This is a genomic window from Paraburkholderia dipogonis, assembly GCF_046027395.1.
GTDB lineage: Bacteria > Pseudomonadota > Gammaproteobacteria > Burkholderiales > Burkholderiaceae > Paraburkholderia > Paraburkholderia dipogonis_A.
On record NZ_JAQQEG010000001.1, the window covers coordinates 74,380 to 100,557 of the forward strand.

General features: G+C 62.8%; 22 protein-coding genes. 15 read left to right on the forward strand and 7 right to left on the reverse strand.

Features of this window, described 5'->3' with window-relative positions:
* Positions 1 to 101: 101 nt before the first annotated feature.
* Complete coding sequence (locus PQR32_RS00350) at positions 102 to 833, reverse strand: DUF2968 domain-containing protein (RefSeq protein WP_408221601.1); 732 nt, start codon at positions 831 to 833, stop codon at positions 102 to 104.
* Between the two features lie 176 nt (positions 834 to 1,009).
* Positions 1,010 to 1,330 (reverse strand): hypothetical protein, encoded by a 321-nt coding sequence (locus tag PQR32_RS00355; protein ID WP_132382178.1) that lies wholly within the window; start codon positions 1,328 to 1,330, stop codon positions 1,010 to 1,012.
* Between the two features lie 252 nt (positions 1,331 to 1,582).
* Between PQR32_RS00355 and PQR32_RS00360 the strand changes: the two genes are divergently transcribed.
* The 3 genes from PQR32_RS00360 to ltaE all read left to right on the forward strand — a co-directional run bounded on the left by PQR32_RS00360 (position 1,583) and on the right by ltaE (position 3,975).
* Positions 1,583 to 1,894 (forward strand): cupin domain-containing protein, encoded by a 312-nt coding sequence (locus PQR32_RS00360; protein WP_012427812.1) that lies wholly within the window; start codon positions 1,583 to 1,585, stop codon positions 1,892 to 1,894.
* 155 nt (positions 1,895 to 2,049) lie between these two features.
* Positions 2,050 to 2,817 (forward strand): peptidoglycan DD-metalloendopeptidase family protein, encoded by a 768-nt coding sequence (locus tag PQR32_RS00365; RefSeq protein WP_408221602.1) that lies wholly within the window; start codon positions 2,050 to 2,052, stop codon positions 2,815 to 2,817.
* Positions 2,818 to 2,967: 150 nt separating this feature from the next.
* On the forward strand, positions 2,968 to 3,975 hold the full coding sequence (ltaE, locus tag PQR32_RS00370) for a low-specificity L-threonine aldolase (protein WP_408221603.1): 1,008 nt from the start codon (positions 2,968 to 2,970) through the stop codon (positions 3,973 to 3,975).
* An 85-nt stretch (positions 3,976 to 4,060) separates the two neighbouring features.
* Here ltaE and PQR32_RS00375 read toward each other — a convergent pair whose 3' ends face one another.
* On the reverse strand, positions 4,061 to 5,428 hold the full coding sequence (locus PQR32_RS00375; protein WP_408221604.1) for an MFS transporter: 1,368 nt from the start codon (positions 5,426 to 5,428) through the stop codon (positions 4,061 to 4,063).
* A gap of 726 nt (positions 5,429 to 6,154) precedes the next feature.
* Between PQR32_RS00375 and PQR32_RS00380 the strand changes: the two genes are divergently transcribed.
* The gene (locus PQR32_RS00380) at positions 6,155 to 8,608 is read left to right on the forward strand and encodes a glycogen/starch/alpha-glucan phosphorylase (protein WP_408221605.1); all 2,454 of its coding nucleotides are present in this window, start codon (positions 6,155 to 6,157) and stop codon (positions 8,606 to 8,608) included.
* Between the two features lie 96 nt (positions 8,609 to 8,704).
* Here the strand turns inward: PQR32_RS00380 and PQR32_RS00385 are convergent, their stop codons facing one another.
* The 3 genes from PQR32_RS00385 to PQR32_RS00395 all read right to left on the reverse strand — a co-directional run bounded on the left by PQR32_RS00385 (position 8,705) and on the right by PQR32_RS00395 (position 10,967).
* The gene (locus PQR32_RS00385; RefSeq protein ID WP_408221606.1) at positions 8,705 to 9,796 is read right to left on the reverse strand and encodes a hypothetical protein; all 1,092 of its coding nucleotides are present in this window, start codon (positions 9,794 to 9,796) and stop codon (positions 8,705 to 8,707) included.
* 253 nt (positions 9,797 to 10,049) lie between these two features.
* The gene (locus tag PQR32_RS00390) at positions 10,050 to 10,412 is read right to left on the reverse strand and encodes a hypothetical protein (RefSeq protein ID WP_408221607.1); all 363 of its coding nucleotides are present in this window, start codon (positions 10,410 to 10,412) and stop codon (positions 10,050 to 10,052) included.
* Between the two features lie 165 nt (positions 10,413 to 10,577).
* The gene (locus tag PQR32_RS00395) at positions 10,578 to 10,967 is read right to left on the reverse strand and encodes a DUF6232 family protein (RefSeq protein ID WP_408221608.1); all 390 of its coding nucleotides are present in this window, start codon (positions 10,965 to 10,967) and stop codon (positions 10,578 to 10,580) included.
* A 1,147-nt stretch (positions 10,968 to 12,114) separates the two neighbouring features.
* Here PQR32_RS00395 and PQR32_RS00400 point away from each other — a divergent pair.
* From PQR32_RS00400 to PQR32_RS00410, 3 genes are all read left to right on the forward strand, one after another.
* Positions 12,115 to 13,857: an ABC transporter ATP-binding protein/permease gene (locus tag PQR32_RS00400; RefSeq protein WP_408221609.1), complete on the forward strand. Its 1,743-nt coding sequence runs from the start codon at positions 12,115 to 12,117 to the stop codon at positions 13,855 to 13,857.
* 169 nt (positions 13,858 to 14,026) lie between these two features.
* Entirely contained in the window at positions 14,027 to 14,632 is a 606-nt protein-coding gene (locus PQR32_RS00405) for a response regulator (RefSeq protein WP_408221610.1), read from the forward strand.
* A 129-nt stretch (positions 14,633 to 14,761) separates the two neighbouring features.
* A complete protein-coding gene (locus PQR32_RS00410) occupies positions 14,762 to 15,010 on the forward strand; it encodes a hypothetical protein (RefSeq protein ID WP_408221611.1) in 249 nt (82 codons plus the stop codon).
* A 10-nt stretch (positions 15,011 to 15,020) separates the two neighbouring features.
* On the opposite strand, the gene PQR32_RS00415 is transcribed toward PQR32_RS00410, so the two are convergent.
* Positions 15,021 to 16,067, reverse strand: coding sequence for an AraC family transcriptional regulator (locus PQR32_RS00415; RefSeq protein ID WP_408221612.1), 1,047 nt, complete (start codon positions 16,065 to 16,067; stop codon positions 15,021 to 15,023).
* A 376-nt stretch (positions 16,068 to 16,443) separates the two neighbouring features.
* On the opposite strand from PQR32_RS00415, the gene PQR32_RS00420 reads away from it, so the two are divergent.
* The 8 genes from PQR32_RS00420 to PQR32_RS00455 all read left to right on the forward strand — a co-directional run bounded on the left by PQR32_RS00420 (position 16,444) and on the right by PQR32_RS00455 (position 26,126).
* Positions 16,444 to 18,828, forward strand: a complete 2,385-nt coding sequence (locus PQR32_RS00420) for an arylsulfatase (RefSeq protein WP_408221613.1) — start codon at positions 16,444 to 16,446, stop codon at positions 18,826 to 18,828.
* The gene (locus tag PQR32_RS00425; protein WP_408221614.1) at positions 18,825 to 20,453 is read left to right on the forward strand and encodes a GMC family oxidoreductase; all 1,629 of its coding nucleotides are present in this window, start codon (positions 18,825 to 18,827) and stop codon (positions 20,451 to 20,453) included. Before PQR32_RS00420 ends, PQR32_RS00425 begins: the two co-directional genes overlap by 4 nt.
* Positions 20,438 to 20,707, forward strand: a complete 270-nt coding sequence (locus PQR32_RS00430) for a hypothetical protein (RefSeq protein WP_408221615.1) — start codon at positions 20,438 to 20,440, stop codon at positions 20,705 to 20,707. The genes PQR32_RS00425 and PQR32_RS00430 overlap by 16 nt, the downstream gene beginning before the upstream one ends.
* A 59-nt stretch (positions 20,708 to 20,766) precedes the next feature.
* On the forward strand, positions 20,767 to 21,900 hold the full coding sequence (locus PQR32_RS00435; protein WP_408221616.1) for a CaiB/BaiF CoA transferase family protein: 1,134 nt from the start codon (positions 20,767 to 20,769) through the stop codon (positions 21,898 to 21,900).
* A 160-nt stretch (positions 21,901 to 22,060) separates the two neighbouring features.
* Positions 22,061 to 22,846, forward strand: a complete 786-nt coding sequence (locus tag PQR32_RS00440) for an enoyl-CoA hydratase/isomerase family protein (protein WP_408221617.1) — start codon at positions 22,061 to 22,063, stop codon at positions 22,844 to 22,846.
* 25 nt (positions 22,847 to 22,871) lie between these two features.
* The gene (locus PQR32_RS00445) at positions 22,872 to 24,113 is read left to right on the forward strand and encodes a thiolase family protein (protein ID WP_408221618.1); all 1,242 of its coding nucleotides are present in this window, start codon (positions 22,872 to 22,874) and stop codon (positions 24,111 to 24,113) included.
* Positions 24,114 to 24,133: 20 nt separating this feature from the next.
* A complete protein-coding gene (locus PQR32_RS00450) occupies positions 24,134 to 25,291 on the forward strand; it encodes an acyl-CoA dehydrogenase family protein (protein WP_408221619.1) in 1,158 nt (385 codons plus the stop codon).
* A gap of 58 nt (positions 25,292 to 25,349) precedes the next feature.
* The gene (locus tag PQR32_RS00455; protein ID WP_408221620.1) at positions 25,350 to 26,126 is read left to right on the forward strand and encodes an SDR family NAD(P)-dependent oxidoreductase; all 777 of its coding nucleotides are present in this window, start codon (positions 25,350 to 25,352) and stop codon (positions 26,124 to 26,126) included.
* Positions 26,127 to 26,178: the final 52 nt, after the last annotated feature.

Sequence of the window (26,178 nt, forward strand, 5' to 3'; positions counted from 1 at the left end):
TACGACGTAGTCCGGGCGCCGGTATCTAGTGCGGTCGAATACGGACACCTATGCGCACTACCCAACGCGCAGTTTTCTATGCGTCGTGATCAACCCCCGGTTCAACGATTCGGCAAATGTGGAATCGCTTCGTTGCTCGTCAGATTGAGCTGATGAATCTGCCGATGCGCCTTGTTCAGATGCGCCTGCGCGGCCACCCGCTGCGCTTCCAGTTGCGACACCTCCTTGCGCACCTGATGCTGCCGGTTGGTCACCGCCTGCTCGTGCGTGCCGCGCCGTTGCAGATCGCTGCGCAGCCGTTCGGCCTGGGCCTCGGAGCGCGCGATCATGCGCGCGAGCTGTTCGTTCTGCGCCTCGAGTTGGGCGCGGCGGGTTTCGCCGTCCGCGAGCCGCGTCGCCTGCTCTTGGAAATGATGGAAGGCGGTTTGGGCGGCTTCGAGATCGGTGGCTTTCAGCGCGCGCCACAGCGAGCCGTCCTCATACAGGGCGACGTAGTAGGTCAGTTCCTTCGCATGGAAGAGCAGGCTGACCGAATAGTCGAAGCTGCGGAACACGCGAAACGGCGTCAACGCTTCCTCTTCGGCGAGCCATTCGACTTCGGCGATGTCGGCGATCTGCACGCCGCGCACGCCGACCTGTGCCGGCACCACCGGCACCGGCCGCAAGGTGCTCACCGGACGAACCGGCCTCGGCGACGCGGCGTCGGCCGCGCCGGCCAGCGGCGCTGGTTCGTTGTCGTCGGGCGATAAGGGATCGGAGGCGCTCTCTCGCGCGTCCTGCACGAGATGCGATGGCCCTGCCAGCACGTTGCGGCGGTTCAGGAGACTTTTCACGGCGGTCCTCCGGTTGAGTCGCCCGAAATCTGCAAACGGCGCCGACAGTGAAGCGTGCCGGTTAGTCTGGCAGGCGAGCGGTGAGCAAAACTTGGCGGACCGGCGGCGTCGCTGAACGAACGCCGAAGGTGCGCGGCAGTACGGATGCAACCCGGATGCAATCCGCGTGCGTGGCTCTAATGCAGCGTGCGATGCCGGCGGCCGATTTCGTCGAATAATGCGCGGCTGGGTTCGAGGGCAAGCAGCCAGGATTCGTCGTAGCCGCTCAGATTGTCGAGCGCCTCGCGCAGCCGCTCGATCGCCAATGCGGGAATCTCGACGCTCGCCTCCACGCCGCTCGACAGTCCCGCAATGCTGGCCAGCTGGACGAGGGCGTCGGCGGCTTCGGCCACGTCGGCGGCGAAAACCAGATGCGTGTTCAGCAACTCGACCAGACCAGGCGACGCCGCGACATCGTCGACATGGAGTTGTACGGCCAGAAAAGTGGCTTTGTTCATTCTCAACTCCCTCGCAGAATTCAGTCGTTTTGCTTACGGCGTGTCGCGGCAGCATGACTGAGTATAGGCGAGGGCTCAAAGGATTCAATGCTCACACAAATCGGCCGCGCGGCCTGCTGGCGACAGGCGAGCGGCCCAGCGGACCTATAATGGGGCCAGCCGGGATGTGGTTCGTCCAAGGTTTGGCGGCCCGCTATGCCCAATGGATCGTATGACTGGCCGGCGTCGTTTTTTCTCAACTGCCTCGTGACCATGAAGATCATTCGCAGCAAGAATTTCACCGCGACGCGCGCTTGGGGCGCGCTCGATATCGCCAACATGGGCGGCATCACGACGCGCCTGCATTGGACCGATCAGCCTTATAAATGGCACGTCAACGACGGCGAGGAAGTGTTCGCCGTGCTCGATGGCCGCGTCGAGATGCGTTATCGCGAAGGCGGCGTCGAACAGTCGGCCATTCTGGAGACTGGCGACGTGTTCTACGCATCGGTCGGCACCGAACATGTGGCGCATCCGATCGGCGCGGCGCGCATTCTGGTGGTCGAGGCGGAAGGCAGCGTCTGAATGTTGGCGGACGGCCCATGCCATGCCGGCGCGGTTGTCGACGCGCACGGCGGCATAATGGATAACCGTTGCCGCGCCCTCGAGACGAGCGGCACGGCAAATGCTTGGGCATCGATTGAATCCGATTGATTGAACAAAGTGTCGAGGAAAATCACATGACAAGACCATGGCAATTGACGGGGACCCGGTTGCTGACAGCGGCCGCACTCGGCGTGATGTTCAGCGGCTGCACGACAATGCCGTGGGAGAGCACGCCGTTTTACAGCAACACGCCTGCCGGCCCGACCACGCTCAGCACGGTGCCTGTTCCCGCCGGTTTCTACCGGGTCAATCCGGGCGACACGATCGGCGGGATTGCGTCGGCATATGGTCGCAAACCGCAGGAGATCGCGGCGTGGAACGGCCTTGCGGCCAACGCCGCCGTCACGCCGGGGCAAGTCCTGCGAGTATCTCCGCCGATGGCCTCGGGCAGCGTGGTGACGCCGCCGGTCGCCGTCGGGCCGAACGGTCCCGCTACGCCCGGCGCGCCCACGGCATCCGCCGGACCGCAGCAAGGCGTGTTGCAATGGCCGGTGCGCGGTCCGATCCTGAAAGCCTTCGCGCCGGGTAAGTCGAATGGCATCGTGATCGGCGGGCGGCCGGGCGATCCGGTCAAGGCGGCCGCCACCGGCCGGGTGGTCTACGCCGGCACGGGTATCGAGGCGTACGGCCCGCTCATCATCATCAAGCACGACGACTCGTTGATCACCGCCTACGGGCAGAACAGCACGCTGCTCGTCAAGGAAGGCGACGCGGTCGCGCAAGGTCAAACCATCGGCGAAGTCGGGGTGGATAGCCGCGGTGTGGCGTCGATCCAGTTCGAGGTCCGCCAGAACGGCCAGCCGGTCGATCCGCTCGCGTGGCTGCCCAAGTCGGGCGGCTGAGGCTTCTTTTTTAGCGCGATTTCAGCGCCGCGTTAATTGAATATACTGTGTGGCTAAACTGCCGGCGCCGTGTCCGCCCGTCGATATCGACGGCGCGGCGCGTCGACCGGCTGTCGTAGGCTGTCATTCACGGACGCACAGGAACACACAATGATCGATTTGCGCAGCGATACCGTAACCCGTCCAACCCCGGCGATGCTCGCGGCCATGTCGGCCGCCGAAGTGGGCGACGACGTCTGGGGCGACGACCCCACCGTGTTGCGTTTGCAGGACACGCTCGCCGAACGCACCGGCAAGGAGGCGGGCCTGTTCTTCCCGAGCGGCACGCAAAGCAACCTGGCGGCCTTGATGGCGCACTGCGCGCGTGGCGACGAATACATCGTCGGCCAGTTGGCGCACACCTATAAATATGAAGGCGGCGGCGCGGCGGTCCTCGGCAGCATCCAGCCGCAGCCGCTCGAAAATGCCGCGGACGGCTCAATCCCGCTGGAGAAGATCGCTGCTGCGATCAAGCCCATCGACAATCACTTCGCGCGCTCGCGGCTGCTGGCGCTGGAAAACACCATCGGCGGCAAGGTGCTGCCGGCGGGGTATGTCGCCGAGGCGGTGCAGCTTGCGCGTCAGCACGGCTTGTCCGCTCACCTCGACGGCGCGCGTGTCTACAACGCGGCGGTCGCGTCGGGCAAGCCGGTTGCGGCATTGTGCGAGCCGTTCGATTCGATCTCGGTCTGTTTTTCGAAGGGGCTGGGCGCGCCGGTCGGCTCGGTGCTGGTCGGCAGCCGCGCACTGATCGACGTGGCGCACCGCTGGCGCAAGGTGCTGGGCGGCGGCATGCGTCAGGCCGGCGTACTGGCGGCGGCTTGTCTGTACGCGCTGGATCACAACGTCGAGCGCCTCGCCGACGACCACGCACACGCCGCGCATCTGGCAGCGGGTCTGGAAGCCATCGATCAGGTCAAGGTGCAGTCGGTTGCCACCAACATGGTGTTCGCGCAGTTCCCGCAGCAGCACTGCGCGCCGCTCGAAGCATGGCTCAAGGAGCGCGGCATTCTCACGCAGATGTTGTATGCATCGCGATTCGTGACGCATAAGGACGTGTCGCGTGGGGATATCGATACGTTTATCGCCGCGGTGAAGGGGTATTTCGCGGCGCGGTGAGGCTTGGGTCGCGCACCGAACAAACGCAGTCACGAAAATCAGCAAAACAAAGCGGACGCACTGTCACCCCAGTGCGCCCGCTTTTTCATTTCATCGACGCTTTCGCGTGCACACCCGACCGATGCGACGGCGCGAACAACCGCAGGCCGCTCGCCAGGCTCGCCGCGCCCGCGAAGAACGCGCCGGTGCTCAGCGCCAGCGTCGGCCCATGCCGGCCGGCAATCCCGAAGCTCAGCGCGACCAGCGCCGCGCCGGTGGTCTGCCCAAGCAGCCGCGCGGTCGCGACGATGCCGCTTGCACCGCCGCTGCGCTCGGGTGGCGCGCTCGCCATCAGCGCCTTCAGATTCGGTGACTGGAAGAACCCAAAGCCCGCGCCGCAAATCGCCATGCGGATGCCGATGTCGAGAACGTGCGGATGCACCGGCAGAAGCGCCAGCGACGCCATTCCGGCCGACATCACCGCGAGACCGATCGCGCCGAGCAGTCCCGGCGGATAGCGGTCGGACAGACTGCCCGCCAGCGGCGCGGCCAGCGCGACCACCACGGGCCACGGCGTCATCAGAAAGCCGGTCTCGACCTGGCTGCGATGCAGCACGTCCTCGAAGTAGAAGGGCAGCGAGACGAACGCCAACCCTTGGGCGGCGAATGAGCACACGGCCGTCACCGCCGACAACGCGAACACCGGCCGCTTGAACAGATCGACGGGCAGCATCGGCGCCGGGTGGCCCGCTTCGCGGCGAATCAGCAACAGCCCGAACACCACGGCAATCGCCGCCGCGCCCAGCACCAGTTGCGTCGAGGCGCGCTGGGCCGCCTCGCCGAGCGCGAAGATCAACGCGGCGAAGGTGATGACGTTCAGGAGCGCGGCGATCGGATCGAAGTTGTGCTTGCCGCGCTCGGTGTGCGGCAACGCCGGCCACGCGAAGCCCAACGCCAGCAGGCCGAGTGGCACGTTGACCGCGAACAGCCACGGCCACGCGGCCACGGACAGAATCAGCGACGCCACCGTCGGCCCGACCGCGAACGACACGCCGACGATCAGCGCGTTGGTGCCGAGACCGCGTCCAAGCCGGTGCGGTGGGTACAGATAGCGGATCAGCGCGGTGTTCACGCTCATGATCGCGCTCGCGCCGAGGCCTTGCAGAACGCGCGCGGCGGTCAGCAGCGGCAGCGTCGACGCCAGCGAGCACGCCAGCGACGCCAGCGTGAAGAGCGCAATACCGCCGATATAGATTCGCCGATGCCCGACGATATCGCCGAGCGCGGCGAGCGGCAGCAGCGTCGCGACCATCGCGAGCTGATACGCATTGATGATCCACACCGACGCCGCCGGCGCGGCATGCAGATCCGCGGCAATGGCGGGCAGCGCGGTGTTGGCGATGGCGGTATCGAGCGTGGCGAGCGCGACGGCGAGCATGATCGCGGCCATCGCGCGGCGGTTGGCGGCGGACATCGGGACGTCCGCGGGGAAGGGGTGGGGGGCGGTGGCGCTGGGTTTGTCGGACAAGGCGGTGGCTCGTCGGGTTGAGCATGCCCGCGTGCAGCCGGACGAGTCGAGGCGCGCGAGTGGCAGGAGTTGCGTGGCGTGTGGCGCGCGTGGCCTGAATCCAGCGTTTGACGCGTTTCAGGCGGTGCGCGCGACGAATGTAGTGATTGTTACAGAGACGCGGAAATCGTGCAGGGACGCAGGCGGAGAGGGCGCTCATCACGCTGTCATTAATGCAACTAACGGTCAACTCCGCACGCCGTCCGCGAACTGGCGCGCGCTCACGTTGTCATACGCCACTCCGGCACAATCGCTTAGCGGACGAGGCACTTCGATTCGGCCACGCATCGGGCCCATCGGCTCATTCATCCGCGCGTCACGCGGCGAAAAAATAATGGCGTTGCCTTCCATTCAATGCGCATCGGGCGCTTCGCAATCGTTTGCCTGTTTTGCGGAACCGATGCACGCGCGCAGTGCCGCGCACGCGTGGCTTGCACCGCGTGCGTGCGAAAAAGCGCCGCGCCGGCTGATGTCGGCGGGCATGGCATGTGCGTAACCAAGCGCTCGCGCCCGCCAGTGTCCGGTGGTCGTAAAATGTCCTACTCTGTTTCTTAACCCGCCTGACCGGCACGCGCCTCCCGCCCGTCATCTGTGCGGTTCGCGTATGTCGCGTCTTTTTCCCCGGAGGCTTCGATGACAGCCGTCGATCTGGAATTCGACCAGCTCAACAGTACCGTCGACGCGCTACGGCGCTCAATTTCCAATCGCATGATGTACGGCGTCGGCAAGGACGCCGTCACCGCGCATCCGCATGACTGGCTGCACGCCGCGGCGCTTGCCGTGCGCGACCGGCTGGTCGCGCGCTGGATGAAGACCACGCGCCTGCAGTACGAACAGGACGTGAAACGCGTCTACTACCTGTCGATGGAGTTCCTCATCGGCCGGACGTTTACGAACGCCTTGCTCGCTCTCGGCATCCACGACCAGATGAAGGAAGCGCTGGCGAGTTTGGGCGTCGACATGGATATGCTGACCGAAATCGAGCCGGACGCCGCGCTCGGCAACGGCGGCCTTGGCCGGCTCGCGGCCTGCTTTCTCGATTCGATGGCGACGCTCGGCATTCCGGGCTTCGGCTACGGCATCCGTTACGAATACGGCATGTTCCGTCAGCAGATCGTCAACGGCGAACAGGTCGAAGCGCCGGACTACTGGTTGCGCGCAGGTAATGCGTGGGAGTTTCCGCGGCCGGAAGTCACGTACATCATTCACTTTGGCGGCCGTACGGTGCAGCGTGGCGAACATGTGGAATGGATCGACACCCAGCACGTGAATGCCACTGCCTACGACACCGTGATCCCAGGTTACGCAACGGACGCGACCAATACGCTGCGCCTGTGGTCGGCACGCGCGACCGAAGAACTCGATCTCGGCGCGTTCAATCGTGGCGACTACCGCAACGCGGTCGACACCAAGAACATGTCGGAGAACGTCTCGCGCCTGCTGTATCCGGACGACTCGACGCCGGCCGGCCGCGAGCTGCGTCTGCGGCAGGAATACTTTTTCGTCTCGGCGACCATGCAGGATCTGATTCGCCGCTACCAGCGCACGCACAGCACGTTCGGGCGCTTCTCCGAAAAAGTGGCGGTGCATCTGAACGACACGCACCCCGTGCTGGCGATTCCCGAGCTGATGCGTTTGCTGGTTGACGTCCACCATCTGCAGTGGGACAAGGCGTGGAAGCATGTCACGCAGATCTTCTCGTACACGAATCACACGTTGATGCCCGAAGCGCTCGAAACGTGGGACGTCGAGATGCTCGCGCGCCTGTTGCCGCGGCACCTCGAAATTATCTTCGAGATCAACGCGCAGTTTCTCAAGCACGTCAGCGAGCAATCGGGTCATGACGCCGAGATGATCCGCCGCATTTCGCTCGTCGACGAATACGGGCAGCGGCGCGTGCGCATGGCGTATCTGGCGATCGTCGCGAGCCACAAGGTGAACGGCGTGTCGAAGCTGCATTCGCAACTGATGACGCGCGACATCTTCGCCGATTTCGCGCGCATCTATCCGGACCGCTTCACCAATGTGACCAACGGCATCACGCCGCGCCGCTGGCTCGCGCAGGCGAGCCCGTCTCTGTCGTCGCTGATCGATCAGCAGATCGGCAAGCATTGGCGCAGCAATCTGTTCGAACTGGAGCAACTGCGCAACCTGCGCACCGACAGCGGCTTTATCGAGGCCTTCCGTGAAGCGAAGCGGCAGAACAAACTGCGGCTCGTGCACCGTCTCGCGCATCACACGAAACTGCATTTCGATCCGGATGCGCTGTTCGATCTGCAGGTCAAGCGCATTCACGAATACAAGCGGCAACTGCTCAACGTGCTGCATGTGATCGTGCGCTACAACCAGATTCGGGCGAATCCCGAACTCGACTGGGTGCCGCGCGTGGTGATGTTCGCCGGCAAGGCCGCGTCCGCGTACCGGATGGCGAAGACGATCATCAAGCTGATCGGCGACGTCAGCGAGAAGGTCAATCACGATCCACTGGTCGGCGACCGGTTGAAAGTGGTGTTCGTGCCGAACTACGGCGTGAGCGTGGCGGAGCTGATCATTCCGGCCGCCGATCTGTCGGAGCAGATTTCGATGGCCGGCACGGAAGCATCGGGCACCGGCAATATGAAGCTCGCGCTCAACGGCGCGTTGACGATCGGCACGATGGACGGCGCGAATATCGAAATCTGCGACGCGGTCGGCCGCGAGAACATCTTCATCTTCGGCCACACCGCCGACGAAGTGGATAACCTGCGCGCCACCGGCTACCGGCCCCGGCAAATCTACGAAGAGAACCCGGAACTGCGCACGGCGCTCGACCAGATCCGCACGGGCTTCTTCTCGCCGGACGATCCGCTGCGCTTCTCGGATATTTTCCACACGCTGGTCGATTGGGGCGATCACTACATGGTGCTCGCCGATTTCGCCGCGTTCGCGAAGGCGCAGGACGAGGTGGACGCGCGCTTCGTCGACAAGCGCGCGTGGGCCGAAAGCGCGATCGAGAATGTGGCGGGTATGGGACAGTTTTCGTCGGATCGTACGATCGGCGAATATGCTCGCAACATCTGGCATGTGAATCCGCTGAATATCGAATAGCGGACGATCGCTTCGTTTCAACTCGACGTAGATGTGCAAAGGCCGTGCGATTGTGGGTGAATCGCACGGCCTTTTGATTAGCTGCTACCGCAACGCTTACTGGGCGAACTTCTCGACCTCGTTCGCGGCACGCAGGCCCATCTGGCCATGCGGGAAGTCAAACAGCACGTCGATATTCTGCATGCCCATCAGGCCGATCACGATGCGGTCGGCGCCAGGTTTCGCCTTGACGACCGTCACTTGCGCGCCTTCATAACGATGCACCCATTTGCCCGTGCCGATCGCCGCGTTGTAGTTGCCTTGATTGAGCACCTTGCCGACGTCGTCGTCGCCGGTCCAGTTCGGCGCCTTGTCCATTTCCACGCGGATCATATCGGTGCTGGCCGTGGCGAACACCAGCGGCGCGCAAAAGGTCATCTTGTCGCCGACGTTGACGCAACCTCTCGGCCATTGCGCCGTGCCGTCTTGCAGGACGGTCATCGGCACCATCGTGAAATCCTTCGTGATAGCGCTCGACGGACTCAGCACCAGGTAAGGTTTCGCAAAGTTCGAGTGCACCAGATAGCGCTGGCCGATATTGCCGGGCAACGCGCGCAGCGGTTGCGTGCAGCACGTATCGTCCGGTTGCGCCGCGCCGATGCCGAACAGTCCTGAGAACGCCCAGCCGAATTCACCGGTGTAGCCGTCCATGCCCACGCAGCGCCGGGCGTTAGGCTGGCAGTTCACCAACTCGACGGCTTGTGCGTCGATCTGCGCCGGCTTCGTGCCCGCGAGGCTCATCGGCAGCTTGACGGCCGCGCCGGAGACTTGCGCGCCGTTCGCCAACGGCAGCGAACTCACCGGACCGGCGTTCGGATAGCTGGTGGCAGGCAGGACCGACTTCAGCACGCGCACGCCTTGCGTGCCCGTGTCCAGTGCGACATACACCGGCTTGCCATCGAGCTGGATCGGGAGGCCGAGGCGCGCGTGACCTGCGTCGACGCGCTCCACTTGCAGCGGAATCAGCAGGCCGTCCTGGCCGCCGTTGATCAGGGAGGCGGTCGGCGCGGGCGGCGTGGGCGTGGGGAAGGTCACGGCGCAGCCGCTGAGTGCAACGAGCGCCCCGGTCATGACGAGCGCGGCCGCGCTGAAACGACGCCGGTTGAGGCGTAAGTGCCGGCGCGCGGCATCGAGGGATGACAGGAACATAGATCACACGCTTTGCAAAAAGGCGGGTCCCTGACGAAGGCGAGGCATCGCACGCTGCGAGGCGGACAGCACGAGCGGCAATCTCGCTGGATTGGCCGCGGCATGACCGGTGAAACCGGGACGCTTGCGAACCTGCGGAGGGAACACGCGATAACAGGAGCGGCGACTCTACATGGCCGCTCGAGTGCAATTGCAAAGATGTGTGAAGGCGCGGGCGCGGCTGGCAACCGGCCCGTGCAAGTGCCGATCTAGATCAATAGTCGCGCGGACGCCGGATCACGGTCGCCTGCGCGCGGCCGAGCGTGGCGCGATCGAGTTTGACGGTCAGCAGGCCGATCACGTCTTCGAGAGTGCGCGAGGTGACTTCGACGCGGAACGTCACGCGTTCGCGTTGCTGGTCGATGGTGACGACATAGAGACGCAGGTCGTCGCCGAGCGCGGCGTGCAACGCGCGCCGTCCGTCGGCCGACGACGTGCCGGGCACGGTGACGTCGATGATGACGAGCGGCACGACGATATGCGTGCGGCGAGCCATGCGCGGCGCTTGCGGCGTGCGCTGGGTGCGCGAGGAGGTGCGCGTGATGGGGAGATCGGACGTAGCGGCAGACGGGGGCATAGGGTTGCGCCGACCCGGCGGGCGGCGCGCGTTGTTGATACCTGTCCACTCTAGCGACGCGCGTCTCAAGGAAGCGCAAAAGCTGCCGCGTGGCGAATCAAAATTGTGTTAACGCGCGGGCTGCGTGAGGCGTGCTATTGCGGCAAACAGCGGCGAACCGCGGCATCAAACCTTCGGCGCCGCGGCTGCGGCCTTCGCCTCGTTCACGGCGACGGCGACACGTTCGACGAACTCGCGATCGGTGCTCATCAGCGCTTCGCGATCGCCGTTCGCCGTCTGCACCATCAGACGATGCGTGATGTCCTGGGTTAGCCAGGTGAGCCAGCCGACCACGGCCAGCATCGTGCCGCACACCATGCCAACCGGCGAGCGCCATATCGCGCCGACCATAGCGCCGGCGACGCCGAGCAGCGAAATCGTGAGCGGCAAGACCTTGTTCTTCGGCACGGTGACAACCCGCACGTCCACGATATCGCGCAGCGGAAAAACCTGACCGGCGGACGAGAGTGCGTTGCGCGTGACCGACACGCCACGATCATTGAAAGGGGTTTCCATCGAGTCGAATGCAAGCTGTAGCAAAGGGCGCAGCGTACCAGACTTCGAATGCCTAAAGTTACGGACTTTTTGTTCACCCGTGTTGCCTGCTGGGCTTGCGTTTCTCGTTTAAGTGACTAAAAATTTGAGTTACGGAAATTTACGACTAAGTTTTAGTGTTAATGGCTTTCGAATTCGCAACGGCGGTGACGAAATGTCCGGTTGGATTCTAGCCTGGCACCGGACAGGCCGACGCGAGGAGCCACTTGAGCGATAGAAGCGCTTCCCACGTTGCATGTTTAGCTGCTGCCTCTGCCAGCGTGGACCCGACAGGCACTCTATCTGCAGGGTCTAGATCGCAGCAGTTGCATCAGGCACGAACGGACTGGTCATCGCGACAATGGTAGCGATGAATCCGCTAGATGTTGCTTCCGCGGGGCATACTGTTACCAGTCTGGGCTTCCGAGCTTTCCGTTTTTTGCAGATCTCGCGCGAGTCAGCTCGGATCGCGCTCTCCCACCTCGGCCAGTAGTGCGGCGCGCCTCAGCGGTCGTGTCGCCTTTCGACGAATTCGTCAATTTAGTATTTGATACCTATGCCCGCAAAAAACCCAGACGTCTTGGTGATGGGCGAATACTGCCCCGTGGGCGCCTACATGACGAAGGCACAAGTCGAAAGGAGAGGGTGCCCAGACGCTAATTCCAGATGGGAAGTGGTCGCACTCTCCCAGGCGCAGAATCGTAGCGGCCTGAGTCACAACAATTGAATTTTGTTGACGAGATGCGGCTCGGACGGATGCGAACGCGCAGCGAGTGGGTGGGAACCGCCAAGTCGACCGACCGTTTCTTATCCGGGCAATATCCATGGTAACTTCAGCGAGCAACACCCGATCTCGGTGTCGCGAACGTGCCGTAAAGCGGCCATTCAAAACTTGTCCATGAGCGACCGTGATGGGTCCGACTTCGGTCTCAAGCCGCGCTCGGGAGTGGCCGTTCCCGGAACTCGGGAGACGAGGACTCGTGGATGACCGCACTGGCCGGCTACTAGCCGCCGAGCCGAAGGCGGGGATTGACCGCTTCCGGTTGAACTGGGGCGTGGCCATGAATGCACGTGTCGGACAATCACCCGCGTATTTGATCCCCGATCGCTGTGCGTTCCGGCTAAGCGCATGACCAGCCAATCCCCAGGCCCTGCATCCGGGCTCCCTGATCGTGTCTCAGCATGGAGTCTGATCAGACCGTACTGGATCTCTGAGGAACGCGGGACCGCGTGGGGGCTACTGATCGCGATCATCGCAATGGACCTGCTTCTGGTAGGCATCAACGCCCGGCTGAACACATGGAACCGCGATTTCTACGACGCGCTGGAAAGCAGGAATGTGCACGATTTCCCGCAACTGATGCTGACGTTTGCCGGGCTTGCATTTGCGTCCATCACGATCTCTGTCTACAACCGTTATCTGCGGCAGATGCTGGGCTTCCGATGGCGTCAGTGGCTGACCACGCGTTACCTGAAGGAATGGTTGGACGACGGCACCTTTTACCGCTTCGAGCGCGACCACCTCGTCGACAACCCTGACCAGCGCATCGCTGTCGACCTCGATTTGCTCGCCACCGCCACGTTGTCTCTCACGCTCGACCTGCTCTCGACGGTTGAGACGCTCGTCTGGTTCTCCATCGTCCTGTGGAGCACGGCGGGCGCGCTGGTTATCATGATGGGAGGCACGCCCGTCCAGATTCAGGGCTACATGTTCTGGGCGGCCGTTGCCTATGCGATCGTCGGCTCGCTCCTCACCAATAAGGTCGGTCACCCGCTTGTGTCGATCAACTACCAGTTGCAACGTGTCGAGGCGGATTTCCGGTTCGGCCTGATCCGTCTGCGCGAAAACGCGGAGCAGATTGCGCTTTACGATGGCATGCGGACCGAGGCATCGAACGCCGAGGACCTGTTCGGCCGGATTCGCGAAAACTGGTGGCGCCTCATGAGGTATACGAAGCGCTACAGTTTCGTGGTCAACTTCTACGGTCAGATCGCCGACATCTTTCCGATCGTCGTTGCATCGCCCCGCTATTTTTCAGGCGCGTTGAGTTTCGGCACGCTGATACAGATCGCCGACGCATTCGGTTCGGTTAGCGAATCGCTTTCGTGGTTCATCAACAATTACGACACGCTCGTCGAATGGCGTGCGACGGTTAACCGTCTGCGCGAGTTCAAGCGCGCTGCGCGGCAACCTCATTTGAAGGAATCTGTGTCGCCCGCCACCGAGCACGGCGGCATCAAACTGCACTACATCGATGAGAACCAGCTCTTCACGAATAACCTCATCCTTGCGCTGCCTAACGGCGAAACGCTCGCGAGCGTGCCCGACATCGTCGTAAAACCTGGTTCGCGGTGGCTTGTGCGCGGACCGTCGGGCTCGGGCAAGAGCACGCTATTGCGAGCGCTGGCTGGTCTCTGGCCGTTCGGCGACGGCTCGATCGATGCACCCGTGGACGCGCGCATGATGTTCATCCCGCAGCAGAGCTATCTGCCAGTCGGCACGTTGAAAGCTGCGCTGGCGTACCCCGCGTCGGCTGAAGCCTTCAGCGACGACGACTGCCGCGAGGCACTACGTGAGTGCAGGCTGGAAGACCATGTTGCCCGATTACAGGAGTCCGACCACTGGTGGCGCATTCTTTCCCCGGGCGAGCAGCAGAGGCTAGCGATCGCGCGCGTGTTGCTGCACAGGTCTGACTACGTGTTCCTCGACGAAGCAACGAGCGCGCTTGACACCGAAAACGAAGCGCATCTTTACAGCCTCCTCACCGAACGACTACCTAAGGCGGCGATTGTTAGCGTCGCGCAGCGCGAGTCGCTTGCGCAATTTCACCAGGAGACGCTCGATATCAGGCGTCCGTGCAAAACGGGGTAGCCGTGATAAATCTGCCACTACTGGCACCGCGTGAGCTGGACGCGGATAACGTCCAAGGCGTAGTAGGACAAGGGGGACCAAGGTCCAATATCCACTAAGCTTTCGGCCTCGTAGGCTGTGGTATCGGAGGGCGCTTACCTGTGCGCTCCTGGATTCCGGACTACTCTCGATGGCAAAACTAAAACCATTCGTTGTGGTTGTCGTCGTCGATGACGATGAATCGGTGAGCCGGGCAATCATGCGATTGTTGCGCTCCATCGGGATCGCATCCGAAACTTTTGCGAGCGGCGACGCGTTCCTCGACGTCCTCGCCTCGATACCTTCCTATCAGCCCGACTGCGTCGTTCTTGATGTACAGATTCCCGGGCTCAGTGAACTCGAAGTCCAGCAGCGTCTGTGCGGTCGGAGCATACCCGTCATCTTCATCACCGCACACGACGACATCGACGTGCGTGAGCACGCACTCGCATGCGGGGCGGTCGCCTATCTGCGCAAACCGTTCAACGACGAAGTGTTTGTCAGGATAGTGCGTGCCGCAATCGACGGCACGCCCCAGAACAGAAGCAACAGGGCGCGCAGTGGGACACGCGAGATCAGGCGCTCCGGGCTGCGAGATGTGCACAGCGCGTCGACCCAGTACAGCTGGAATACCCGTTTTGCAATATCGAGTCCATATGTCGCAGCATTCATTTGGGGTCTCGTTCCTCAAGTGATGGTGTCGAAACTCCACTTTGGCACGCTGATGCCGTTCGGTTCTGGAGACCCCCTCAGCTAGCCTTGCTCCCCGGAGCGGGAGCGGTGTCCATTCCATCTCGGTCGGTTTATGCCGATCGCGCAAGGCAGTGACTGCCAGTTTGGGACAATCGCCGGAAAGTTCCGCCGGCTTGGGTGCGGAGAACGGCCGTTGACTCCGCGCTCCCCCTTCGTAGTCGGCATGTCGATCGATTTCGAAGTGCTGACGCGCGAGCCAGTGCGAGTGGCGGGGCTCGTGGAGGCGCTCGTCGCTCGTGGCACTGGTGGTCGCACTCTCGGTGGTCTCTACGCTGCTATTGCTGCTATTGCTGCTTTTGCAGCGCCGCCTCTCGCCACTCTGGGGATGATGGACTGGATGTGGCCGCTGAGCGAAAGTCTGGACACGTTCAAGGCGCGATGAAAACAGAACCTCACGCGCCCTGAATCTTGGCGTTCTTGCGGTAGTCGCTCGGCGAAACGCCTTCCCAACGCTTGAACGCGCGAGTGAAGTTGCTTGAGTCGTTAAATCCCAGCAAGAAGGTAATTTCGGTAATCGACAGCGCGGACTGCTGCACATAGCTCGCGGCCAACTCCCTGCGCGTCGCGTCTAGCAGTTCGTTGAAGTTGGTATCGTGCTGCGAGAGCTTGAACTGCAGGGTGGTCGGACTGATGCACATTGCGCTGGCGACTTTGTCTCTCGAACAGTCACCGTTGGGAAGATACTCGATGATCTTCTGCCGCACTGCGCTCACCACGTCGTTTTTATCGAGCCGGGCAATGTAGCTGACGGCGAGGTTGTCGTGCAGTTGCGCCAGTTCGGCGCATGCGCCCGTCAGGGGCTGTTCCAGATCCGCCCTCGGGAATACGATTTCCGGCTGGGCCTGATCGAATTCGACGGGCGCCCTGAAAAGCTTCTCGTAGGGGCCACTGCCTTCACGCGGCATCGCATGCGAAAACACCACACGCACGGGAGCGAAATTCGCGTGGTAAAGCTGGCGCATGGATAACACGACAAAACCCATCAATGCATCTTCTGTCTCGGCGCATACCGGCACCAGCAGCCGCATGCGCAGCGCGACCTCGTCGCTGTTTGCCACGAGCGTGATCTCGCACGCCTCGGACGCGAGCTTGAAGAAGCGTTCGAGCCGTTGGCAAAACGCCATCAGGTTCGAACTGGCGGCAAGCGCATAGCCGAGCGCGTGCAAATTCGAAACGTGGATGAACTTTGCAACGGTCAATCCGAAGTAGGGATTGTGCGTCACGTCCACACAGACCTTGAAAAGCCTCGCCATGGTGGCGACCGGCAAGCGCGACATGGGATCGTTCTTCAACAGCGACGGCGCAATACCGGCCGCCTGAAAGATCCGCGCGCTATCCACGCCGTTGTGCTCGAGCGCGCGTGAAATCGCCAGCGCGTAGCCACCGATAGTCGTGAGAACGGAGTCGCTGTCGAAGCGGGAGGACGTGATTCTCTGCATGATGAACGGCAGTCGTTGCTGAGCCGGTGTGCTATCGGTTTGCGATTGATTGGCTGCCGGTCTGGGATAGCTAGCCGGCGGCCTGACGAGAAAAAACGCTAGCCAAAGTGCGATTCGAATTAATCATCGTAACACCGAAGCCTCCCGTTCCGGGACGGAAAACGGCCTTGCGCCACATTGTGCGCCGCGGTTCGCCTCGGTGTTTACCCGCTTCATTGGGACGGTCGCACGGACATGACGCGCAAGACCGTTGGATTGTCTTCAAAGACCAGCGGCAAGCGCAATGCCGTTCATACAATGGCTCCGATTTGTCGATGACCCACCGACCCGCCATGCGGCGGTTCGCGTGACGTTCAGTCAATGACAGGAGACCATCATGACCAGTGACATCAACCCTGCGGCATCCGCTTCCGATATGACGGAACCACCTTCGGCCGAGACGGGCCATCTGACGGGCACGGCTGCCGCCGGATCGCACGATTTGCCGTTTCCTAAAACACCGACGGCAAGTGTCGCCGAACGTACGCTGGCCGAGTCCACGCACCGCTGGCGCAGCAAAGCCACGCCTTTGCGCGCGGATGCGCCAAATGTACTGATCATCATGCTCGACGACGTCGGCTTTGCACACGCCGATACGGTCGGCGGGGCGATCCATACGCCGACGCTCAGCCGCATTGCCGACTCCGGCGTGCGGTACAACGCCTTTCACACCACCGCCATCTGCTCGGCGACCCGTGCATCGCTGCTGACAGGGCGCAACCACCATCGCGTGGAATCCGGGACCATCACCGAACTGGCGAGCGACTTCGACGGTTACACCGGCGAAATTCCCAAAACATCGGCAACGATACCTGAGGTGCTGCAGCACTATGGCTACAGCACAGCGGCATTCGGCAAGTGGCACAACACGCCGGCCCAGGATGTGTCGGCCGCGGGTCCTTTCGATCGCTGGCCGACCGGTTGTGGATTCGATTACTTCTACGGGTTCATGGGCGCCGAGTCGTCGCAATACGAACCGAGTCTGTATCGCAATACCACGCCGATCGAACGGCCCGACGATCCCCGCTATCACCTGAGCGAAGATCTCGCGGCGCAGGCAACCAGCTGGTTGCGCCAGCAACGTGCATTGGCGCCGGACAAGCCGTTTCTGATGTATTGGGCGCCGGGCGCGGTGCATGGTCCGCACCAGGTGTTCGGAGAATGGTCGGACAAGTACAAAGGCCAGTTCGACGAAGGCTGGGATGTCTATCGCGCGCAGGCGTTCCAACGTCAGAAGGCGCTCGGCTGGATTCCGGCCGACAGCGTCCTGACCCCGCGCCCGGACACGATGCCCGCATGGGACGGCCTGAGCCCGGACGAGAAACGGTTTCAGGCGCGCCTGATGGAGGTGTACGCCGGCTTCCTCGAACATGCGGACACGCAGGCCGGCAAGGTCGTGGACGAACTGGAGCGCCTCGGTCTGCGTGAAAACACGCTGATCTTCTATGTGCTCTCGGATAACGGCGCGTCCTCCGAAGGCTGGAGCGGCACGATCAACGAAATGCTGACGCTCAACGGCGTGCCGATGCCGTTCGCGCAGCAGATGAAGATTCTCGAAGAGGAATACGGCGGCCTGCCCGCGTTGGGCGGACCGAAAGTGGCGAACATGTATCACGCCGGCTGGGCGTGGGCGGGTGAAAGCCCGTTTCAGGGCACCAAGCTGGTGGCTGGATATTTCGGCGGCACGCGTGTGCCGATGGCGGTGTCCTGGCCGAAAGGCATCAAGGCCGATGCCGCGGTGCGTGGACAGTTTCACCATGTCAACGACATTGCGCCGACCATTTACGACGTGATCGGCATTACGCCGCCGGAGTCGGTCAACGGCCTGAAGCAGGATCCGCTCGACGGCGTCAGCCTCGCGTACACCTTCGCCGACAGCGAGGCCGCCACCCAGAAAACGCATCAGTACTTCGAAGTGTTCGGCAGCCGCGGCATTTATTCGGAAGGCTGGATGGCATCGGTATTCGGGCCGCGCGTGCCATGGGTGCCGGGCGCCTATGCCGCCTACGCGAACTGGAATCCGGACGACGATGTCTGGGCCTTGTACAAACTCGACGGCGACTATTCGCAGTCGAACGATATGTCGCGCGACTACCCGCACAAGCTGGCGGAATTGAAGCAGAAATTCGATGAAGAAGCGCGTGCCAACCATGTTTATCCGATCGGCGCGGGCCTCGGGCCGCTTCTCAATCCGGATGCGCGCGTGGGCACCACTCAAACCGAATGGCACTTCAACACTGAGATCACCCGTCTGCCGGAATTCTGTGCGCCCAATCTGCGCGCGCGCAACAACCGGGTAGCGGTGGACGTCGAGGTGGGCGCCGAAGCAAGCGGCGTGCTCTATTCACTCGGCGCCGTGGCCGGCGGTTTGGTGCTGTATATGGACGACGGCTACCTGCACTACGAATACAACTTCCTGGGCGTGGTGAGAACCCGGTTGCGTTCGACGGAACGGGTCGCACCTGGCTCGCACCGGTTCGAACTCGAAACGATCATGAGCGGACCCGCGCCAGGTGCGGCTGCAAGCCTGGTGATGAGTATCGACGGCGTGGAAGTGGCGCGAGGCACGACACCGTTCACCGTGCCGCTGGCCTTCAGCGCAAGCGAAACCTTTAATGTCGGCGTCGATCTCGGGTGCCCGGTCACACTGGATTATCGTGACCGCGCGCCGTTCAGATTCAACGGCCGGATCGACGACGTGCACATCGTCTACCTGCCATGACCGACTACATCGTGATCGGTGGCGGGTCGGCCGGCTGTGTGCTGGCCGCACGATTGAGCGAGGATCCGGGTGTGCGGGTGTGCCTGCTCGAAGCCGGCGCATCGGATAAGAGCGCGTTGATTCAATGCCCGGCGGGTCTCGCCGCGCTGATCCCGTACCGCATCTTCAACTGGGCCTTCAGGACGGTCCCCAATCGCGGGCTCAACGGCCGGATCGGCTACCAGCCACGCGGCAAAGCGCTGGGCGGGAGTAGTTCGATCAACGGCATGATGTATATCCGTGGCGATCGTACCGACTACGACCAATGGGCCGAAGAGGGTAACGCCGGCTGGAGTTATGCCGAGGTGCTGCCGTACTTCCGGAAGTCGGAGAACAACGAGTTCTGGGGCAGCAGCGATTATCACGGCGCAGGCGGCCCGCTCAATGTGGCGGACGTCTTGGAGCCGAGCGTCTATGCGCGGGCGTTCGTCGAGGCGGGACTGCAGGCAGGCCACTTGCCCAATCCAGACTTCAATGGCGATCATCAATTGGGTGTCGGGCTGACCCAGGTCACGCAAAAGAACGGCGAGCGCTGTAGCACTGCGAAGGCGTTCCTTACGCCGAACCTCGGCCGGCCGAACCTGCAAGTCATCACCGGTGCGCAGGCCACGCGGATCCTGATGGAAGGCAAGCGCGCGGTGGGCGTCGAGTATCGTCAAGGCGACGAGATCAAGGTGGTGCGAGCCACGCAGGAAGTCCTGTTGTCGGCCGGCGCGTTGCAGTCGCCGCAGGTTCTGATGCTTTCAGGCATCGGACCTGCTGCGGAACTGCAGCGGCACGGCATTGCCGTCGTCCACGATTCACCGGGCGTCGGCAAAAACCTGCAGGACCATATCGATATCGTTCACAGCTACGAAGCCGGCGCGCCGAGGGGACTGTTCGGGCTGTCGCTCTCGGGTGCGTGGTCGGTGGCGAAGGGTGCCCTGACGTGGGCGAAATTCCGGCGCGGCATATTGACGTCGAACTTCGCGGAAGGCACGGGCTTTGTGAAGACGCTGCCGGAAGAAGCGAGGCCGGATGTGCAATTCGTTTTTATCGTCGCCAAGCTGATCGACCACGGCCGCAAGATTTTGTGGGGCAACGGCTACTCGATTCACTGCGGGCTATTGCGCCCCCGATCACGTGGCAGCGTTTCGTTGGCGAGCGCTGACCCTTTGGTGCCGCCGATGATCGACACCAATTTTCTCGACGATCCCGATGACGTGAAGCGGCTGATTCGCGCGTTCAAACTGGCACGCGGGATCATGCATCAGCCGGCCTTGACGAAGTTTGGCGGCAAGGAGTCCCGGCACTCCGCACGGGAGCAGACCGACGCACAGATCGAAGCCTTCATTCGCAACCACGCTGATTGCGCCTATCACCCTGTCGGCACCTGCCGCATGGGCAACGGCACGCTGGACGTAGTCGACGATCAATTGCGCGTGAAAGGCGTGCAGGGCTTGCGCGTGGTCGATGCGTCGATCATGCCCAATATCGTCTCCGGCAACACGAATGCGCCGACCATCATGATCGCGGAAAAAGCCGCCGACATGATCAAAGCGGCTGCGCTGGCCGCGACCCGGGAGGGCACATGCTGCGCATCCTGAAGGTGGCGTGTCTCGCGATCTATGGATTCGCCCTGGCAAGCCTGCTCATGCCTGAGCTGGCAAGCGGGCTCTTTCACGCAGCGCGGATCGCGGCAATCGTGTTCCTGATCAGCCATGCGTTCGAGGTCGTGTTCGCGTTCGAGCGAGTGCGGCTGTACCGCGGGCCGTTGGCGTTCAGCGTGTTTCTGACGATGCTGTTCGGCATGCTGCACTGGCTTCCCCTCAAGAAAACGCGCGCCTGCAGCGCGCCGTAGCGACGTCCTGCACGGTTCGCTCCGCGTCTCGTCCTCATCATTTTCAAAGGAGCAAAACCATGGGTGTTCTCGACGGCATTCGCATCGTGGAAATAGCGGGTATCGGGCCGGGGCCCTTTTGCGGCATGTTGCTCGCCGACATGGGCGCCGAGGTCATCCTGATCGAGCGCGCCGACGCCACCGATGGCGCCATGCTCGATCTCGGCAAGAGCGCCATCGTCAATCGCGGCAAGCAGTCGATTGCGCTGAATCTCAAGGATTCGCGCGCGATCGACGCCGTCCTGCGTCTGATCGGCGGCGCGGACGCGCTAATCGAAGGCATGCGCCCCGGCGTGCTCGAGCGACTCGGCCTCGGTCCCGAAGTGTGTCTGGCGCGCAATCCAGGCCTCGTCTACGGCCGCATGACCGGATGGGGACAAACGGGCCCATTGGCGCAGTCCGCGGGCCACGATCTGAACTACATCGCCCTGTCCGGCGCACTCTGGTTTGCCGGCGAGCCCGGCAGACCGCCCATGCCGCCGCCTACGCTGCTGGGCGATCTGGGCGGTGGCGCGCTGTATCTCGCCATGGGGATCCTCGCCGGCATCCTGAATGCACGCGGCACCGGACAGGGGCAGGTGGTGGACGCGGCGATTGTCGACGGCAGCGCCAACCTGATGAACCTGCTGCTGTCGGCGCACGCCGCCGGGCAGCAGCCGATGGAGCGCGGCTGCGGCCTGCTCGACGGGCCGCACTGGAGTGGCACCTATGCGTGTGCCGACGGCCATTTCGTCAGCGTGCAGGCGCTGGAGCCGCAATTCAATGCGCTGCTCTTCAGCAAGCTTGGGCTCGCCGACGATCCGGACTTCCGGCAACCCTATCAGCCACGTCATTGGCGTGCCTTGCGCGAACGGCTGGCCGCGGTGTTCGCCAGCCAGCCCAGGCAGCACTGGATCGGTCTGCTAGAAGGCAGCGATGCGTGCTTCGCGCCGGTGTTGACCCCCGTCGGCGCGATGACGCATCCGCATATGGCGGCCCGCGGCATTTACGCCGAGCGCGACGGCGTCTTGCAGGCGGCCCCTGCGCCGCGTTTTTCGGCAACGCCATCCCGTTCCGCCGGCGCTGTGCCGTCACCTGGCGAGCACGGCGTCGAGATTCTGCGCGCGCTTGGTTTGAGCGAAGGCGACATCGCGCAATTGCTATCCACTGACTGAGGCTCGCCGGGGTCGTATCACGCGACCTATCGCCGGGACCTGCGTCTTCATTCCAATGACCTGTTGCAAACAGCAGTTCTCCGTACGATCAGGACATTCGGCAATTTAGTGGCGCCGGCGCAGTCGTCGACTGTCCTGATCAAAAAAGTACGGAGATGTCATGAACGAAGATGTGTTGCTGTATGACGCCGACGGGTCCGTTGCCCGTTTGACGCTGAATCGTCCGAAGGCGATGAATTCGCTGAATCTGGCCATGCTCGCCGAGCTGGATCGCCGACTGACCCAGATCGAAGCGGACAGTGAAATGCGCGTGCTGGTGCTCACCGGTGCGGGCGCGGCCTTCTGTGCCGGTGCGGACCTGAAGGAAGTGCTGGCGGGCCAAAGCCTCAGCCCCGGCGAAGCGGATTTTCTCGATCGGGCGAATCAGGTATTCGGCCGGCTGCGCAATTTCCCGAAGCCCGTGATCGCGGCGTTGAACGGCATAACGATGGCGGGCGGTCTGGAGCTCGCCATGTGCGCCGACCTGGTGGTCGCCACCGAGAGCGCCACGCTCGCCGACGCGCATGCCAACTTCGGTGTGTATCCGGGCGCGGGCGGCGCCGCCGTGCTGCCGCGTCTCATTCCCCTGAACATGGCCATGTATCTGCTGCTGACCGGCAATTCGTTGTCTTCGGCTGAGATGAAGGCATGCGGTCTCGTCTGCGAAGTGCATGCGGATGCGGTCTTTGCCGACGCCGTGCAGAAGCTGGCCGCGCACATCGCGAAGAAAAGCCCGGTCGCGTTGCGCCGCATGAAAGAAGTGGCGCGTCACTCCGCCGACAAAACGCGCGACGACGCCTTGCTGCACGAGCAGGTGATGCTGCGTCAGCACATGCGCACATTCGACTTCCACGAAGGCTTGCAAGCCTTCGCCGAAAAGCGCGCCCCCCGGTTTCAAGGCCGCTGAACCACACCGTAGCGAGAACAGAAACATGAGCGATATTTATGTAGCCGGCGTCGGCATGACGGCCTTTGGGCGCCTGCTCGACAAGTCCGTGTACGACCTGGTCGGAGAAGCGGTCACGCTGGCGTTGAAGGATGCCGGTTGCGGTACAGCCGACATCGGCGCGGCTTACTACGGAACCATGACGAATGGCCAGTTCCAAGGCCAAACCGCGATTCCAGGTCCGATTGCGATGCGCCGTCTCGGCATTGAAGGCGTGCCGGTCTTCACGGTGGAAAACGCCTGCGCGACCGGTTCCTCGGCGTTCAATCTGGCGACGCTGGCATTGCGCTCGGGCAGCTGCGATATCGCGCTCGCCGTCGGTGCGGAGAAGATGAATATTCCGGACAAGGCCAAGATGTTCGCAGCCTTCGACGGTGGCTGGGACGTCTCGACGGTGGAGCGTAACAAGGCGACGCTGCTCGCCATGGGCGAAGGCGTGACGCCGCCGCCCGGCACCATGTCGGAGCGCCCGTACAGCGTTTTCATGGACGTGTACGCCGCCATTTGCCGCAATCACATGCTGCGCTACGGCACCACCCAGCGGCAGATCGCTGCGGTTGCGGCGAAGAACCATCGGCATTCCGTGCACAACCCGCTGGCCCAGTTTCAGCAGGCCTTCAGCATCGACGAGGTATTGGCGTCGCCGCCGATCGCCTATCCGTTGACCACGTTGATGTGCTCGCCCATCAGCGACGGCGCGGCTGCTGTCGTGCTGTGCAACGCGGCGGGATTGAAAAAGCTCAACGGTGCGGCTCGCCGCGCGGTGCGGGTGCTGGCCAGCGTCGTGCAAACCGGCACCACGCGCGGCCTCGACGAACCACGCAAGATCGTGGCGCACCTTGCGGCCAAGAAGGCCTACGAGCAGGCCGGCGTCGCGCCCGCCGATATTGATGTCGCGGAAGTGCACGACGCTTCCGCGATCGGCGAGATCCTCAATGCCGAGTCGCTGATGTTGGTGCCATTCGGCGAAGGCGGTCCTGCCGCCGAGCGGGGCGACTTCACGGTCGGCGGCAGCATGCCGATCAACCCCTCGGGCGGACTCGAATCCAAAGGTCACCCCATCGGCGCAACCGGCCTCGGCCAGATTCATGAGCTTGTCACCCAGTTGCGCGGCGAAGCAGGTCAGCGCCAGGTGGACAACGCCCGCGTTGCGATTCAGGAAAACGGCGGCGGTCTCTACGGTATCGAAGAAGCCGTGGTGGCTGTCACGATCCTCGCCAAACAGTAAGTCACTCAGGAAGCCGAATCATGGGATATGTATTCAGAACGGAAGAGCAACAAGGCGCGGTGGACGGGTTGCGGCGCTATCTGGCAGACAAGGCCGACCCGCTGTTCAACAAGGAATACCGCGACAGGTTCGTACCGAAGGAGCAGATGGGCGAGTTCATGCGTGAGCTCAGCCAGTTCGGCTTGATCTCGGGGGTCGTCGGCGAAGAGCACGGCGGCCTCGGACTCGACTGGCTCACGATGATCATGCTGTTCGAGGAAGTGGCCGCCACCTCGATCGATCTGTCGGTGCCGGTGCTGATCAATAGCTTCTGCGCACAGATGGTTGCGAAGCTGGCCCCCGCGCATCTGCGCGAGCGCTATCTGCCAGGACTGCTCAAGGGCGAGTTGTTTTGCAGCGCGGGCATCTCCGAACCGGATGTTGGCTCGAACGTGCTGGAGATCAAGACGCGCGCCCGGCGGGACGGGGACCACTTCATCATTAACGGTGAGAAGACCTGGATCAGCAATGGCGCGTATTCGGATTTCCTGATTTGCACCTGCCGCACCGGTGACGATCCGCGCCGCGGTCTGACGCACTTTCTGCTGGACCGCAAAGAGCATCCGTACGAGGTCCGCGACATTCACAAGATTGCGTGGAACAGCCAGTCCACCGCGCAGATTTTCCTCACCGATGTCCGCGTGCCGGCCAGCAACATGCTCGGCAATGAAGGGGAAGCGCTGAAGAATACGCTCACCATGTTCGAACGCTCGCGCGTGTTCGTTGCGGCCCAGGGGCTCGGTATCGCACGGCGCGCGTTGGAGGAAGCGACGCGTTATGCCACGGAGCGCAAACAGCACGGCAAGGTGATTGCAGGCCACCAGTTGATCTCCGCCATGCTGGCCGAGATGGCAACGCAGGTCGACGCGAGCCGGCTGCTGACGCAGCGCGCCGCCTCGATGATCGAAGCAGGCGTGCCGGCCGAGATGGAAGCGGCGATGGCCAAATATTTCGCCTGCGAAGCCGCGGTGACGATCGCCCGCCAGGCGGTGCAGATTCACGGCGGCAATGGCGTGACCAAAGAGTTTCTGGTCGAGAAACTCGCGCGTGAAGCGATCGTCGCGCCGATTCCGGAGGGCACGAGCCAGATCCAGCAACTGATCATTGGCCGCGCGCTGACCGGGGTCAACGCGTTCTGATGGCAGGCGGCGCCAAGGCGCCATTCCACACTTTTTTAATTTCTCATTCGGAACTCCCATGCGTATCCAGGACAAGGTTGTCGTTATCACGGGCGGCGCGTCAGGTCTCGGCCTCGCCACCGCGCTCTATCTCACGCAGGAAAAGGGCGCACGTGTCGCCATTTTCGATTTGAACGTCGAAGCTGGTGAAAAGGCCGTGGCGGATATCGGCGCCGATCGCGCGATGTTCGTGCAGACCGACGTCGCCAGCGAAGAGTCGGTGCAGAAATCGGTCGGCGAGGTGATGGCCCGCTTCGGCGCGATTCACGTGTGCATCAACGGCGCCGCCGTGCCGACCGCGTTCAAGGTGCTCGGCAAGGAAGGCAAGGCGGCACCGCTCGCGAAGTTCGCGCAGGCCACGGCCGTCAATCTCAACGGCGTGTTCAACGTGATGTCCAAATGCGCGGAGCAGATGGCCGGCAACGATCCCGAGGCGGGCGAAGAGCGCGGCGTGGTGATCAACGTTTCCTCGGGCGCCGCCTACGAAGGTCAGATCGGCCAGAGCGCCTACGCGGCGACCAAGGCCGGGATTATCGGCATGAACATGCCGGCCGCGCGTGAACTCGGCGCGATTGGCATTCGCGTCAACGCGATCGCCCCAGGCCTGTTCCTGACGGCGATGGTGGCCGCCCTCGACGAGAAAGTGCTGACGATGCTCAAGGAGCAGATGGAAGCGCCCAAGCGTTTGGGCGATATGCGCGAGTTCGCTCACTGCTGCGCGTTCATCATCGAAAACGCTTACCTCAATGGCGAAACCATTCGTCTCGATGCGGCATCACGTATGCGCGCGAAATAGGACCGGCTGGTCCGGCAGCGTTTCAAGGTTAGTGCAGGAGGAGATGAACAAG

Bases quoted from the DNA above. Each gene is read 5' to 3' on its own strand.
- PQR32_RS00355 (WP_132382178.1), bottom strand. From the start codon at position 1,330: ATGAACAAAGCCACTTTTCTGGCCGTACAACTCCATGTCGACGATGTC.
- PQR32_RS00360 (WP_012427812.1), top strand. From the start codon at position 1,583: ATGAAGATCATTCGCAGCAAGAATTTCACCGCGACGCGCGCTTGGGGC.
- PQR32_RS00365 (WP_408221602.1), top strand. From the start codon at position 2,050: ATGACAAGACCATGGCAATTGACGGGGACCCGGTTGCTGACAGCGGCC.
- ltaE (WP_408221603.1), top strand. From the start codon at position 2,968: ATGATCGATTTGCGCAGCGATACCGTAACCCGTCCAACCCCGGCGATG.
- PQR32_RS00375 (WP_408221604.1), bottom strand. From the start codon at position 5,428: ATGTCCGCCGCCAACCGCCGCGCGATGGCCGCGATCATGCTCGCCGTC.
- PQR32_RS00380 (WP_408221605.1), top strand. From the start codon at position 6,155: ATGACAGCCGTCGATCTGGAATTCGACCAGCTCAACAGTACCGTCGAC.
- PQR32_RS00385 (WP_408221606.1), bottom strand. From the start codon at position 9,796: ATGTTCCTGTCATCCCTCGATGCCGCGCGCCGGCACTTACGCCTCAAC.
- PQR32_RS00390 (WP_408221607.1), bottom strand. From the start codon at position 10,412: ATGCCCCCGTCTGCCGCTACGTCCGATCTCCCCATCACGCGCACCTCC.
- PQR32_RS00395 (WP_408221608.1), bottom strand. From the start codon at position 10,967: ATGGAAACCCCTTTCAATGATCGTGGCGTGTCGGTCACGCGCAACGCA.
- PQR32_RS00400 (WP_408221609.1), top strand. From the start codon at position 12,115: ATGACCAGCCAATCCCCAGGCCCTGCATCCGGGCTCCCTGATCGTGTC.
- PQR32_RS00405 (WP_408221610.1), top strand. From the start codon at position 14,027: ATGGCAAAACTAAAACCATTCGTTGTGGTTGTCGTCGTCGATGACGAT.
- PQR32_RS00415 (WP_408221612.1), bottom strand. From the start codon at position 16,067: ATGCAGAGAATCACGTCCTCCCGCTTCGACAGCGACTCCGTTCTCACG.
- PQR32_RS00420 (WP_408221613.1), top strand. From the start codon at position 16,444: ATGACCAGTGACATCAACCCTGCGGCATCCGCTTCCGATATGACGGAA.
- PQR32_RS00425 (WP_408221614.1), top strand. From the start codon at position 18,825: ATGACCGACTACATCGTGATCGGTGGCGGGTCGGCCGGCTGTGTGCTG.
- PQR32_RS00430 (WP_408221615.1), top strand. From the start codon at position 20,438: ATGCTGCGCATCCTGAAGGTGGCGTGTCTCGCGATCTATGGATTCGCC.
- PQR32_RS00435 (WP_408221616.1), top strand. From the start codon at position 20,767: ATGGGTGTTCTCGACGGCATTCGCATCGTGGAAATAGCGGGTATCGGG.
- PQR32_RS00440 (WP_408221617.1), top strand. From the start codon at position 22,061: ATGAACGAAGATGTGTTGCTGTATGACGCCGACGGGTCCGTTGCCCGT.
- PQR32_RS00445 (WP_408221618.1), top strand. From the start codon at position 22,872: ATGAGCGATATTTATGTAGCCGGCGTCGGCATGACGGCCTTTGGGCGC.
- PQR32_RS00450 (WP_408221619.1), top strand. From the start codon at position 24,134: ATGGGATATGTATTCAGAACGGAAGAGCAACAAGGCGCGGTGGACGGG.
- PQR32_RS00455 (WP_408221620.1), top strand. From the start codon at position 25,350: ATGCGTATCCAGGACAAGGTTGTCGTTATCACGGGCGGCGCGTCAGGT.